The organism is Streptomyces sp. NPDC086519 (assembly GCF_040686075.1).
GTDB classification, from domain to species: domain Bacteria; phylum Actinomycetota; class Actinomycetes; order Streptomycetales; family Streptomycetaceae; genus Streptomyces; species Streptomyces shenzhenensis.
The window spans coordinates 47,884-61,142 of sequence record NZ_JBFBJL010000030.1; the positions used below are offsets into that span (position 1 = coordinate 47,884).

At 71.6% G+C, this 13,259-nt stretch carries 10 protein-coding genes; 2 read left to right on the forward strand and 8 right to left on the reverse strand.

Annotated elements, in window-relative coordinates:
• Positions 1-62: 62 nt before the first annotated feature.
• From AB0P24_RS26905 to AB0P24_RS26925, 5 genes are read right to left on the reverse strand one after another with little or no spacing between them, the layout of a single operon-like run.
• The gene (locus tag AB0P24_RS26905; RefSeq protein ID WP_365798259.1) at positions 63-1,796 is read right to left on the reverse strand and encodes an RICIN domain-containing protein; all 1,734 of its coding nucleotides are present in this window, start codon (positions 1,794-1,796) and stop codon (positions 63-65) included.
• A 39-nt stretch (positions 1,797-1,835) separates the two neighbouring features.
• Positions 1,836-2,657 carry a carbohydrate ABC transporter permease gene (locus AB0P24_RS26910; RefSeq protein ID WP_365798261.1) on the reverse strand — a complete coding sequence of 274 codons (822 nt, stop codon included), beginning with the start codon at positions 2,655-2,657 and terminating at the stop codon, positions 1,836-1,838.
• Positions 2,654-3,613, reverse strand: a complete 960-nt coding sequence (locus AB0P24_RS26915) for a sugar ABC transporter permease (protein ID WP_365798263.1) — start codon at positions 3,611-3,613, stop codon at positions 2,654-2,656. The genes AB0P24_RS26910 and AB0P24_RS26915 overlap by 4 nt, the downstream gene beginning before the upstream one ends.
• A gap of 7 nt (positions 3,614-3,620) precedes the next feature.
• Complete coding sequence (locus AB0P24_RS26920) at positions 3,621-4,835, reverse strand: extracellular solute-binding protein (protein WP_365798265.1); 1,215 nt, start codon at positions 4,833-4,835, stop codon at positions 3,621-3,623.
• A 56-nt stretch (positions 4,836-4,891) separates the two neighbouring features.
• On the reverse strand, positions 4,892-6,847 hold the full coding sequence (locus AB0P24_RS26925; RefSeq protein WP_365798267.1) for a beta-L-arabinofuranosidase domain-containing protein: 1,956 nt from the start codon (positions 6,845-6,847) through the stop codon (positions 4,892-4,894).
• Positions 6,848-7,133: 286 nt separating this feature from the next.
• On the opposite strand from AB0P24_RS26925, the gene AB0P24_RS26930 reads away from it, so the two are divergent.
• Both AB0P24_RS26930 and AB0P24_RS26935 read left to right on the forward strand, forming a co-directional pair.
• On the forward strand, positions 7,134-8,174 hold the full coding sequence (locus tag AB0P24_RS26930; protein WP_365798269.1) for a LacI family DNA-binding transcriptional regulator: 1,041 nt from the start codon (positions 7,134-7,136) through the stop codon (positions 8,172-8,174).
• Between the two features lie 124 nt (positions 8,175-8,298).
• Positions 8,299-10,554 carry an MFS transporter gene (locus AB0P24_RS26935; protein ID WP_365798271.1) on the forward strand — a complete coding sequence of 752 codons (2,256 nt, stop codon included), beginning with the start codon at positions 8,299-8,301 and terminating at the stop codon, positions 10,552-10,554.
• Positions 10,555-10,567: 13 nt separating this feature from the next.
• Here AB0P24_RS26935 and AB0P24_RS26940 read toward each other — a convergent pair whose 3' ends face one another.
• From AB0P24_RS26940 to AB0P24_RS26950, 3 genes are read right to left on the reverse strand one after another with little or no spacing between them, the layout of a single operon-like run.
• Complete coding sequence (locus tag AB0P24_RS26940) at positions 10,568-11,272, reverse strand: GntR family transcriptional regulator (protein ID WP_365798273.1); 705 nt, start codon at positions 11,270-11,272, stop codon at positions 10,568-10,570.
• Positions 11,273-11,303: 31 nt separating this feature from the next.
• Positions 11,304-12,305, reverse strand: coding sequence for a proline racemase family protein (locus AB0P24_RS26945; RefSeq protein WP_365798275.1), 1,002 nt, complete (start codon positions 12,303-12,305; stop codon positions 11,304-11,306).
• A 55-nt stretch (positions 12,306-12,360) separates the two neighbouring features.
• Positions 12,361-13,257 (reverse strand): dihydrodipicolinate synthase family protein, encoded by an 897-nt coding sequence (locus AB0P24_RS26950; protein WP_365798277.1) that lies wholly within the window; start codon positions 13,255-13,257, stop codon positions 12,361-12,363.
• Positions 13,258-13,259 lie beyond the last annotated feature (2 nt).

The following is a 13,259-nucleotide window of genomic DNA, read 5'->3' on the forward strand; positions in this document are numbered from 1 at the left end:
GCGGGGCGACGAATGCGGCTCGTCGCCCCGCACGGGCGTGCTCGGGATCACTGCGGCACAGGTCAGCGCGCCGTCAGCTTCCACAGGTGGTCGGCGGTGCCGTTGTCGTCCCACTGGAGGACCTGGGCGCCCGACGAGGTGCTCATGCCGGTCACGCCGAGCAGCAGTCCGCTGTTGTAGTTCGCGATCTTGTAGTAGCCGTCGCCGGACGGGATCAGCTGCCAGAGGTGGTCGGCGGTGCCGTTGTCGCCCCAGATCAGGGCGGTGCCGCCGGCGCTGGTGCCCGCGTTGGTGATGCCGAGGAGCAGTCCGCTCGCCTGCTGCCGGATCTTGTAGAGGCCGCTGCCCGCGGCCACCAGGGTCCAGTTCTGGTCGGTGCCCGTGGTGGAGGCCGCCTGGACGACCGCGGTGCCCTGGGCGGTGCCCGCGCCGCTGGTGTCGAGGGCGAGGCCGCTGTTCCTGTTGGTGATCTGGTAGCGGCCGGCCAGTGAGGTGGCGGTGCCGCTCGGGGTGATGGTCAGGTGGTAGCCGTCGGAGGCGTTCATCGTCACCGGGACGGTGATCGAGCCGCCGCTGACCGGGTAATCGGTGTCCGAGACGGTCACCGGCCCAGAGGCGGCGGTCGTCCGGCCCTTGGAGGGGGTGTACTCCAGCCTGACGTGCACGGTGCTGCCGAACGCGGAGAGCGACGACAGTCCGTTGATCGTGACGGCGCACGAACCCGTGCAGCCGCCGGTGACCACGCTGATCTGGTTGCCCGCGCCGTTGCGGGAGGCGAAGCCGTCGATGCCGGTCTGGGCCGCGGGCGTGGTGACGAGCATGTTCCCCGACATGTCGCCGTACCACTTGTACAGCCAGTAGGCGCCGTTGGGTGAGCCGCCGGTGTCGGTGAGGGTGTCGCCGAGGGTGCCGTAGTGGTTCCAGAAGGCGAGTTCGGCGTCGTGCACGCCGGCCCGCTCGAACTTGGCGACATAGCTCGCGAGCGGACCGGGGACGCCGACCTCGCTCGGGGTGCCGTACTCCTCGATGGCGATCGGGCGGGGGCTGAGACCGAGGCTCGACTCCAGCGCCCGGTAGTCGGCCACGTGCGCGGCGATGTTCGCGCTGCTCTGCAGCTCGTGCCAGCTGATGATGCCGGGCACGGCGTTGTTCGCGATGGCGTCCTGGAGGAACGTCTTCATCTTGCTGTCGGTGTACGTAGCGAAGCTGGGCCCCTGGATGGGGGTGCCGGTGTCCTTCGCGCGCACCTCCTTGTACGTCCGTGACCAGCCGTCGTCGAAGGCGCCCGCCGCCGAGGTGTCCCAGGTGCCGTCGGGCTCGTTCCACAGTTCGTAGGCGCTGATGTTCGTCGCGCCGGACGAGTGCACGGACGCGACCTGCTTGTCCACGGCTGCCAGCCAGTCGCTCCAACTCACCCACTTGTACGGGAAGTTCGGGTACCAGTCCGGCATCCGTACGACGACCTTGGCGCCGGCCTTCGCCGCCTCTGGGGCCACCGCCAGGGCGTCACCGCCGGGGGTGGACTCGCCGTTGGGCAGCTGGCTGCCGCCGGGCGCCATCTGGACGAAGGTGTTCGGCTTCAGCGGCTCGACCAGGCTGTCGGCCGGCACGCTCGCGGTGTCCAGGCCGTACAGGCTGCCCGAGGCCGCGTGCGTGACCGGGCGCAGGGTCTGGTCGGCGCTCACCACGAGGGTGGTGGCGGAGGCGGGTGCCGCCTGGGCGGGGGCGGTGATGCCGAGGGCGGCGGCGGTGAGGACCACGGCACCGAGTGCGGCTCTGCGGGGAATGCGGCTCATGGCATGGATCTCCTCAAAAGAGTGGGCGAGTTGCAGGATTCAGTCCTTCACCGCGCCCGCGGTCACGCCCGCGGCCACATAGCGCTGGGCGAGGACGAGGAGGACGGCCGCGGGGACCGACGCGACCACGGCGGTGGCCATGATCGAGTTCCACTCCTGGTTGTTGTTGCCGATGTACTTGTAGATGCCGAGCGTGATCGGCTTCCAACCGCCGCCGCCGTCCAGGGTGTTGGCGAAGACGAAGTCGGACCAGGCCCACAGGAAGCCGAACAGCGAGACGGTGACGATCGCGTTGCGGCTCAGCGGGAGTACCACCGACCGGAAGGTGCGCCAGGTACCGGCGCCGTCGATCCGGGCGGCCGAGACGAGTTCGCCGGGGATGCCCGACATGAACGCGGTGAAGATCATGACGCCGAAGGGCACGGCGATGGTGGAGTCCGCGACGATCAGTCCCCACCAGGAGTTGAGCAGACCGAGGTCCAGGAAGATGCCGTAGAAGCCCATCGCCATGACGATCCCGGGGATCATCTGCGCGATGAGGAGCGCCAGGCCGAGGGCGCCGGTGCCGCGCGGGCGGAGCTTGGCCAGCGCGAAGCCGGCGGGGGCGGCGAGGAGGAGGGTGAGGGCGACCGTGCCCAGGCCGATCAGCAGGCTGGTGCCGAGGTAGGGGAGCTGGTCGTCGAGGACCGCCCGGTAGCCCTCGAAGGTCGGGTGCAGCGGGAGCAGGTCCGGCGGACTCTTGCGCATGTCCCGCTGCGGGGTGAGGGACACGTTGACCATCCAGTACACCGGGAACAGCATCAGCGCGGTGAGCAGGAGGCCGATGACGGTGTGACGGCGCCTGCCCGTACGGGACGTCATGACTCCTGCCTCCTCTGGACGCGGATGTACAGGAGGCCGAAGGCCAGGGCGATGAGGATGAGGATGTCGCCGACCGCGGCGCCCGGGCCGAACCTGGGCAGCAGCGTGCCGAAACCGAGCTGGTACGACCAGGTGGCCAGGGTGGAGGAGGCGTCGCCGGGCCCGCCCTTGGTCATGATCCAGATCAGGTCGAACACCTTGAGGGTGTAGACGAGCCCCAGCAGCAGGGTGATCGCCGACACCGGGCGCAGCAGCGGGAAGGTGATCCGGCGGAACTGCTGCCAGGCGCCGGCCCCGTCCAGGGCCGCGGCCTCGTACAGCTCACCGGGGATGTTCTGCAGGCCGCTGTGCAGGATGACCAGGTTGAAGGGGATGCCGATCCAGATGTTGGCGATGATCACCGAGGCCAGCGCCCAGGTGGGCGAGGTCAGCCAGCCTACGGGCGCCACGCCGAGGAAGTGCAGGAGGTAGTTCACCACCCCCGACTCGCTGTTGAACATCCACGACCACGTCGACGCCGACACGATCAGCGGCAGCAGCCAGGGGATCAGGAACAGGGCCCGCAGCACGGTCGAGAGCCGGAAGTGCCGGTTGAAGAAGACCGCGAGGGCGAGCCCGATCACGTACTGGAAGGCGATCGACACGAAGGTGAAGACCATGGTGTGCCGCATCGCCGGTCCGAACGTCGGATCGCCCAGCACCGTGCGGAAGTTGTCCCAGCCGGAGAACGGGGCGTCGCCCGCCACGAAGGAGCGCACGGTGTAGTCGCGCAGGCTGAGGTCGAGGTTGCGGTAGAGCGGATAGACGTAGAAGGCGGCGAGGTAGACGAGCAGGGGAGCCACGAAGGCGAGCGCGGTCAGCCGCTGTCTGCGGCGCAGACAGCGGGTGCCGGTGTCGCTCGCCCGCGCCGCGGCGGCCGGTGCTCGCCGCGGCCGGTCGACCCGGGCGACGGTCATGCCGGTCCTAGCCCTTCTGCGCGCTGGACTGGGCGGTGGCCAGGGCGTCCTGGGGGCTCCTGCTCCCGGAGAGCGCCGCCTGGACGGCCGTCCACATCGGCTGCGAGATGGTCGGGTACTTGGTGCCCAGTCCGCCGCTGGTCCGCCCCCGGGCCGCCGCGACCGCCGCCACCCACGGCTTCAACTCGGCGTTCTTCTTGACCTGTTCGCTCTGCACGGCGGAGGTCGGCGCCACGTACATGAGTGTGGTGTCGGTGGCCAGTAGACTGGAGTCGCTGGTCAGACAGTTGACGATCTTCTTGCTGACCGCGTAGCGCGAGGTGTCCTGCTGCACGGGCACGGTGACGAACTCGCCGCCCGTCGGCACCGGTGCCGAACCGCCGTTCTGCGCGGGGATGTTGATGACACCGTAGGAGAAGCCGGCCTTGTCGGCGTTGCCCAGCTGCCAGGTGCCGTTCTCGCTGAACGCGTAGTCGCCGGTGGCGAACTCCTGCCAGCTGGTGGTCTGGGTGTTCTGCAGCACGTCCTTCGGCGCGTACCCCGCGTCCACCCACTGCTTCCACAGCGCCAGCGCGGTGACTCCCTTGGCGGAGTCGAGTTCGGTGAGGTCGCCGCCCGCGCCCCAGAACCACGGCAGGAACTGGAAGCTGCCCTCCTCGGTGTTGATCGCCGAGAACGTGATCCCCTTCTTCCCGGCCGCCTTGACCTTCTTCAGCGCGGCCGTGAGCGACGCCCAGTCCCGGACGGAGCCCGGGTCGACGCCGGCCGCGGTGAGGACCTTCTTGTTGTAGTAGAGCGCGAGGGTGTTGGCGCCGATCGGCACGCCGTAGGAGGCGCCGTCGATCGTGCCGGCGCCGATGATGTTCTTCTGGATCGACGAGGTGTCCAGGCCCAGGTCGCTCGTCTTGTTGAGGATCCCCGCCTCCACCAGCGTGGAGACCACCGGGTTGTCGACCAGCATCACGTCCGGCGCGTTGCCCTGCTGCGCGGCCAGCAGTGCCTTGTTGCCCAGGTCGGTGGTGTCGTACCCGGTCCGCTTGAGCTTCACCCCGGCCGCGGTGCCGCACGCGGTGACCCGCTTGCCCCAGTCCGAGGAGGCGTCGAACTGCGGGTACGGGTCCCAGAAGGTGTACGTCCCGCCGGCCGAGGACGACGATCCCGAGGAGCCGGAACCGCCACCGCAGGCGGTGAGAGGGAGAAGGGCGGCCGTGGCGACGGCCATGAGGGTACGGCGGGTGGGTATCACGGGGTGACCTCGTTGTCGTAGGACGGGGTGTCTCAGGAGGTGGGGAGCCAGACGCGCATGCTGCCGTCCTCGCGGTTGGCCCAGACGTGGTACGGGATCGCGGTCAACTCGACCGGCTCGCCGTCGGTTTCGGCGGGAACACCGTGGGCGGGGGCGTACGGCCACCAGCCCCGGTCGGGGACGCGGCGCCGCCGGCCCGCGGCCACCACGGTGGTGACACCGCCGAGCAGGTCCGGGCGGTGCTTCACGGCGAGCGGGCGGGACGGGTCGAGGACGATGTCGTCCAGACCGCCGCCCGGATGGTCGACCTGCTCCAGGCAGTGCACGAGCGGCCCGCGCTCGATCGCCACACAGCCGCGTACGGCGTCCACGCGCGGGTCGGCGGCGGTGAGCCGCGGCTCCAGGGCGAGTTCCAGCACCACCTGGTCGCCCGGCGCCCAGGTCCGCGCCAGCCGCAGCCACCCGTGGTCGAGCGCGGAGTCGTACGTCTCCTCGCCGCACCGCACCCGGAACTCACGGCACCACTCGGGGATGCGCAGCGACAGCGTCCAGGGGCCGTCGGACGGGGTCTCCTCGACGGTGAACGCGATCGTGCCGTGCCAGGGGTAGTCCGTCTCGGCCCGCACCCGGACCCGGTCGGTCGTGTACGTCCCGGTGACGAACTGGTGGATCTGTAGGCCCTGTTCGTCGCTCGACGCCAGGTAGTGCTCCAGGCTCGCCAGCAGCCGCATCACGTTGGGCGGGCAGCAGGCGCAGCGGAACCAGCGGGTGCGGCGGGCCGACTGGTCGCCGCCGGTGTCGGTGTGGCCGTCGCGGACCTGGAGCGGGTTGACGTACAGCCACCGCTCGCCGTCCAGCGAGACCCCGGCCAGGAAGCCGTTGTAGAGGGTGCGCTCGATCAGGTCGGAGTAACGGGCCTCACCGGTGAGCAGGGCCATGCGCCAGCTCCACTGGACGGAGGCGATCGCGGCGCAGGTCTCGCAGTAGGCACGCTCGTTGGGGAGTTCGTAGGGGTCGCCGAAGTCCTCCTTGTCGTGGTGCGCGCCGAGCCCGCCGGTGAGATGGGTCTTGGTGGTCGTCATGGCGAGCCAGAGCCGCTCGGCCGCCGTGCGGAGTCCGGTGTCCCCGGTCTCCGCCGCCAGGTCCGCGGCCGCCGCCAGCAGGTACAACTGCCGTACGGCGTGGCCCTCGACGTTCGTCGCCTCGCGCACCGGGACCCGGTCCTGGCAGTAGGCCGCGCCGCCGAGCAGGCCATGGCCGTGCCGGTCGACGAAGTACCCGGCCAGGTCGAGATAGCGGCGCTCGCCGGTCTCCCGGTACAGCTCCACCAGGGCCGTCTCCACCTCCGGGTGGCCGTCGATGCCGTCGATCGGCCTGCCGCTGCCGGGAGGGCCGAACACCGAGTCGATGTGGTCGGCGAACCTGCGGGCGGCGTCGAGGAGGTCGGGGCGGCCGGTGGCACGGTGGTGGGCCACCGCGGCCTGGATCAGGTGGCCGGCGCAGTACAACTCGTGCCCCCAGCGCAGGTCCTGGTACCGCTCACCGCCCTTGACCAGCTGGAACCAGGTGTTGAGATAGCCGTCGGGCTGCTGGGCCGCGGCCACCAGGGCGACGATCCGCGCCACGTCCGCGGCCAGTGCCGCGTCGGTGCTCTCGCCGGTGTCCTCGTCGGTGTCCTCGTCGGTGTTCCCGGCGAGGTGCCAGGAAGCCGCCTCCAGCCACTTGTAGACGTCCGTGTCGACGAACGGGTACGCGCCCTGGAACGTTCCCTCGGCAGTGCCGGCCGCCAGCCGCAGGTTGTGCAGGTTCCCGGCGGACTCCAGCAGGTCCGGGCCCTGCGGGAGGGAGACACGGGCGTTGGCCGCGCGCCGGTCGTGCCAGAAGCCGCCGTCGACGGTCACGGCCGCCGGGCGCAGCGCGGTGCGGGCACCGGGGGTGAGACGGACCGGGCCGGCGGGGGAGGGCAGGGCGGAGCGGGTGCGGGGCATGGCTCTCCGAGGTGGGGAGGGACGGGACGCCTGGACGCGCGTTTTCGACATGTCGAACACCGTTTGGAATATCGAGCGCGGAGATATGCGGAACCGTTTTGGGCAACCGTTTTCTCGCCGAGAAGTACAGGGCAGCCAGGGAGAGCGGTCAAGACGCCCGGCGCAGATTTTTCAAGTTGCCCGGCAGGGCTGGTGGTCCGGGCGAGCGGCTGCGACGATGTGGGGCGGCTCTGCCGTCGCGAGGCCGACGGCGGTGCCGAGGATCCGTCTAGGAAAAGGTTTGCCCGTGACCTCTGCTCCAGGCTCTCCGCCCGCTCCGAACTCTCCGCCGGCCGGCCGGGCCAGGCTCGCCGATGTCGCCGCGCTCGCCGGTGTCAGCGTCGGTACGGCGTCCAAGGCGCTCAACGGCGCCGGCCGGATGCGCCCGGAGACCCGGCAGCGGGTCATGGACGCGGTGCAGGCGCTCGGATTCCGGCCCAACCAGCACGCCCAGAGCCTGCACAGCGGCCGCAGCTGGACGGTCGGCCTGATGACGACGGACGGCATCGGCCGCTTCAGCACCCCGGTCCTGCTCGGTGCCGAGGACGCGCTCGGCGCCGGGAAGATCTCCGTCCTGCTCTGCGACACCCGCGGTGACGCCATTCGCGAGCAGCACCATCTGCGCACCCTCACCGACCGGCGCGTCGACGGCGTCATCGTCGCCGGCCGCCGTACCGACCCGCGCCCGCCGCTGACCGGCATCGACCCGGCGATCCCGGTCGTCTACGCCCTCGCCCCGTCGACCGACCCCGCCGACACCTCCGTCGTCACCGACGACCGCGGCGGTGCCCGGCTCGCCGTGGAGCACCTGCTCGCCGCCGGCCGAACCCGCATCGCCCATGTCACCGGACCCGAGCACCACCAGGCCGCCCGGGACCGCGCCCGGCACGCCGTCGAGCACCTGGCCGGGGCGGACCTGCGACTCGCCGCGGGGCGCGTGTACTTCGGGGAGTGGAGCGAGGCCTGGGGGCGGCGCGCCGCCGAGGCGGTGCTGCGCACGGCTCCCGACACGGACGCCGTCTTCTGCGGCAACGACCAGATCGCCCGGGGCGTCGCGGACGCGCTGCGCGAGCGCGGCAAGGACGTGCCGGGGGACATCGCCGTGGTCGGCTACGACAACTGGGACACCATGGCCCTCGCCTGCCGTCCGCCGCTCACCACCGTCGACATGAACCTGACCGAGATCGGGCGGATCGCCGCGCTGCGGCTGCTCCAGGCCATCGACGCCGAGCCGGAGCCCGGGGTGCACACCGTGCCGTGCCGCCTGGTGGTGCGCGAGTCGAGCTGACGGCGGACGTGCGCCAAGCCCTCGTCCGCCGGCATCGCGGGAAACCGACTGTTGCTTAAGTCAATCAACTGACTTACATTCGGGAGGGTCGTGCAGACCCGAGCGGCCCTGTGGAGGCCCGACCATGTCCCATGCACAGCCCCGGCCGGCAGCCGCCGGGGACCCGGCCGCGCCGCGGACCGACGTCATCGTAGCGGTGCTCGCCTTCGGCGGGATCGTGGTCTCGCTGATGCAGACCCTGGTGATCCCCATCGTGCCCGAACTGCCGAAGCTGCTCAACGCCTCGGCGTCCAACGCGGCGTGGGCCGTCACCGCCACCCTGCTCGCGGCCGCCGTCGCCACCCCCGTGACGGGCCGGCTCGGCGACATGTACGGCAAGCGGCTGATGCTGCTGACCAGCGTGGTCATGCTGGTCGCCGGCTCGGTCACGGCCGCGCTGAGCGACTCCCTGGTACCGATGATCGTCGGGCGGGCCCTACAGGGCCTGGCCTCCGGCGTGATCCCGCTCGGCATCAGCATCATGCGCGACGAACTCCCCGTCGAACGGCTCGGTTCCGCCACCGCGTTGATGAGTGCCTCCCTCGGCGTCGGCGGCGCCCTCGGCCTGCCCGCCGCCGCGCTGATCGCCGACCGCTTCGACTGGCACATGCTGTTCTGGACCTCCGCCGCCCTCGGTGTCGTCGCCGCGCTGCTGGTGCTGCTCCTGGTACCGGAGTCGAAGGTGCGCACCGGCGGCCGTTTCGACCTGGTCGGCGCCCTCGGCATGGCGGCGGGCCTGGTCTGTCTGCTGCTCGGCGTCTCCAAGGGCGCGGACTGGGGCTGGGGCAGCGGCACCACGCTCGGCCTGTTCGGCGCCGCGGTGGTGATCCTGCTCGCCTGGGGCCGGTACGAACTGCGCACCCGGGAACCGCTGGTCGACCTGCGCACCACGGCCCGCCGCCAGGTCCTCGTCACGAACCTCGCCTCGATCGCCTTCGGGTTCTCGATGTTCGCGATGTCCCTTGTACTTCCGCAGCTCCTGCAGTTGCCCGAGGCGACCGGCTACGGTCTGGGCAAGTCACTGCTGGACGCCGGTCTGGTGATGGCCCCGACCGGCCTGGTGATGATGGCGATGGCTCCGCTGTCCGCGCTCGTCTCCAGGAACTTCGGCCCGAAGATCACCCTGATGTGCGGCGCGGTGATCGTGGCCGCCGGATACGGGCTGAACATCGTGCTGATGAACGCCGTCTGGCAGCTGGTGCTCGTCTCCTGCGTCATCGGCGCCGGCATCGGCTTCGCCTACGGCGCGATGCCCGCGCTCATCATGGGCGCCGTCGACCCGCACGAGACGGCCGCCGCGAACAGCCTCAACACCCTGATGCGGTCCATCGGCACGTCCACCGCGAGCGCCGTCGCCGGGGTGATCCTGGCCCAGATGACCACCGTCTTCGGCACGGCGTACATACCCTCGGAGAACGGCTTCAAGGTGGTCATGGCGGCGGGCTCCGGCGCGGCGCTCCTCGCGCTGCTCGTGGCCGCGTTCATCCCGCGCCGGAGGCTGGCCCTGACAGCGCGGATCCCGGCCGAGGCCCCGGTGGGCGCGAAGGACGCCCCGCTGAACGCCCCCGTCATCCGCGACGAGGGCATCCAGGTGCACGGCCGGGTGCGGGGCGCCGACGGAACCGGCGTCGGCCGGGCCGCCGTCACCCTGGTCTCCCTCGGCGGCCGCCAGCTCGACCGAGCGGTCGCGGACGGCGACGGCGGCTACGCGGTGGTGGCGCCCGGCGAGGGGTCGTACGTCCTGATCGCCTCCGCGGACGGCCGCCGGCCGCAGGCCGCCACCCTCGTCGTGAGCTCCGAACGGGTCGCGTACGACGTGCTGCTCACCGGCGCCGGCGGCCTCGCCGGGCTGGTGCGGGCCGCCGACAGCGGGGCACCGGTCGCCGGGGCGACGGTGGTCGTCACCGATGTACGCGGGGACGTGCTCGCCAGTCAGCAGACCGACGGGCTCGGCGAGTTCACCGTCGGCGACCTGGCACCGGGCACCGTGACTCTCGCGGTCGGCTCGCCCAAGCACCGGCCGAAGGCACTGCCCGTGGAGATAGCCGCGGCCGGGACCACCCGGGTCGAGGTCGAGCTGCGGCCCGGGGCACAGGTGCGCGGCACCGTCCGCGGAGCCGCGGGGCCGCTGGGCGACGCCCGGGTCACACTGGTGGACGCGGCAGGCAACGTCGTCGGCACGACCACCACCGGGGACGACGGCGGGTACGCCTTCTCCGACCTGGACACCGGCCAGTACACGGTCATCGCGACCGGCTACCCGCCGCACGCCGCCGGGGTGGCCGTCTCCGGCGCCGACATCCACGACCACGACATCGAACTCGCCCACCCCGGGGCGTAGTTCGCGGGGGCCGTCAGCGCTGCTCGGGCCGCCGGGCCGCCCACAGGCCGCGCACGTGGCCCAGGTGGCGGGTCATGACCTCGCGCACGGCCCGCTCGTCGCGGGCCAGCAGGGCGTCGAGGAGCTCCAGATGCTCCTCGGCGGAGGCCTTCAGGCGTCCCGCCGTCACCAGCGCCGTCAGCCCGTACAGCCGCGAACGGCGGCGCAGGTCCCGCACCACCTCCACGAGGTGGTCGTTGCCCGCCAGCCCCAGCAGCCCCAGGTGGAAGGCCAGGTCGGCCTCGACGTACGCGATGAGGTCGCCCTTCACGGCCGAGGTGACGATCTCCAGGGCGAGCGGCCGCAGCGCCTCCAGGTCGCCGGGGTCGGCGGTGGCCGCGAGGGCGACCGTCGTCGGGATCTCGATCAGGGACCGGACCTGCGTGTACTCGTCGAGCTGCTTCTCGGAGACCGCGGTGACCCGGAACCCCTTGTTCGGAACGATCTCGACCATGCCCTCCTTCACGAGTTCGAGCATGGCCTCGCGCACCGGGGTCGCGGAGACGCCCAGGCGGGGGGCGAGCCCGGGCGCCGAGTACACCTCGCCGGGGCGCAGCTCACCGGCGATCAGCGCGGCCCGCAGGACGTCCACGACCCGTTCCCGGAAGTTCGGTTTCCGGCCGCCGAGCGACGGAATGGCAGGAGCGGCGGTGTTCGGACTGCGGGGCTGGTCGGCCATGGGGGAACTCCTGGGACGGGTACGGGGAGGATCAGAGTACGAAGCCGGCCGGGAACGGGTCGTCCGGGTCCAGCAGATACTGGGCGGTGCCGGTGATCCAGGCCCGGCCCGTGAAGCTGGGCAGGACCGCGGGGCGGCCGGCGACCTCGGTGGTGCCGAGGAGCCGCCCGGTGAACCGGGTGCCGATGAAGGACTCGTTCACGAACTCGGTGTCCAGCGGGAGTTCGCCGCGGGCGTGCAGCTGGGCCATCCGCGCGCTGGTGCCGGTGCCGCAGGGGGAGCGGTCGAACCAGCCGGGGTGGATGGCCATCGCGTGCCGGGAGTGGCGGGCCGTGGCGCCGGGGGCGATCAGGTGGACGTGGTGGCAGCCGCGGATGGACGGGTCCTCGGGATGGACGGGCTCCGCCTCGGCGTTGATCGCCTCCATGAGGGACAGGCCGGCCCGCAGGATGTCGTCCTTTCGGGCGCGGTCGAAGGGGAGGCCGAACTCGTCCAGGGGAAGGATGGCGTAGAAGTTGCCGCCGTATGCCATGTCATACGTCACCGACCGCCCGTCGGCCAGCACGATCTTCCGGTCCAGCGCGACGGAGAACGACGGCACGTTCCGCAGCGTGACGTTCCTCGCCGCGCCGCCTTCCACCGCGACCTCGGCGACGACCAGGCCTGCCGGGGTGTCGAGCCGGATGGTGGTGACCGGCTCCACCACCTCCACCATCCCGGTCTCCACGAGCACGGTCGCCACGCCGATCGTGCCGTGCCCGCACATCGGCAGATAGCCGGAGACCTCGATGTAGACCACGCCCCAGTCGCAGTCGGGCCGGGTCGGCGGCTGTAGGATCGCCCCGCTCATCGCGGAGTGCCCGCGCGGCTCGTTCATCAGCAACTGCTTGATGTGGTCGCGGTGTTCACGGAAGTACAGCCGCCGCTCGTTCATGGTCGCGCCGGGAATGGTCCCGATCCCGCCGGTGATCACGCGGGTGGGCATGCCCTCGGTGTGCGAGTCGACGGCGTGCAGGACGAGTTTGCTGCGCATGACGCTCCTGGTGGGTCGGGAGTCCGGGGCGGGACCGGGGCGGGGGCCGGGCCGGTCACGCCAGTCCGGCCGCCAGGGCCTTCTCGGTGGCGGCGCGGACCGCGGCCGCCTGCTCGGGCAGCAGCGGCACGCGCGGCGGGCGGCAGACGCCACCGTGGCGGCCGACGATGTCCATGGACAACTTGATGGCCTGCACGAACTCGACCCTGGAGTCCCAGCGCAGCAGCGGATGCAGCTGCTCGTACAGCCGCCTGGCGGTGTCCAGGTCCCCGCCCACCGCCGCGCGGTACAGCTCGACCGTCGAGGCCGGCAGCGCGTTGGGGTAACCGGCCACCCAGCCCTTGGCGCCCGCGATCGCCAGCTCCAGCAGGACGTCGTCGGCGCCGATCAACAGGTCCAGTTCCGGGGCGAGTTCGGCCAGCTGGTAGGCGCGTCGGACATCGCCCGAGAACTCCTTGACCGCGTGGATGTACCCCTCGCCGTGCAGTGTGGCGAGGAGTTCCGGCACCAGGTCGACCTTGGTGTCGATGGGGTTGTTGTACGCCACGACCGGTACCCCCGCCTTCGCGACCTCCGCGTAGTGCGCCAGCACCGAACGCTCGTCGGCGCGGTAGGCGTTGGGCGGCAGCAGCATCACGGCCGCGCAGCCGGCGTCCCGGGCCTGCTCGGCCCAGCGGCGGGCCTCGGCCGAGCCGTAGGCGGCGACCCCGGGCATGACCCGCGCCCCGCCGATCGCGGCCACGGCGGTCTCCACCACCCTGGCCCGCTCCTCGGGGGTGAGCACCTGGTACTCGCCGAGCGAGCCGTTCGGCACGACGCCGTCGCAGCCGTTCTCCACCAGCCAGGCGCAGTGCTCGGCGTATTTCTCGTGGTCGACGGAGAGATCGTCACGGAGCGGGAGCGCGGTGGCTACGAGGACACCTCGCCAGGGGCGGGGGTGGGGGACGGTCATCG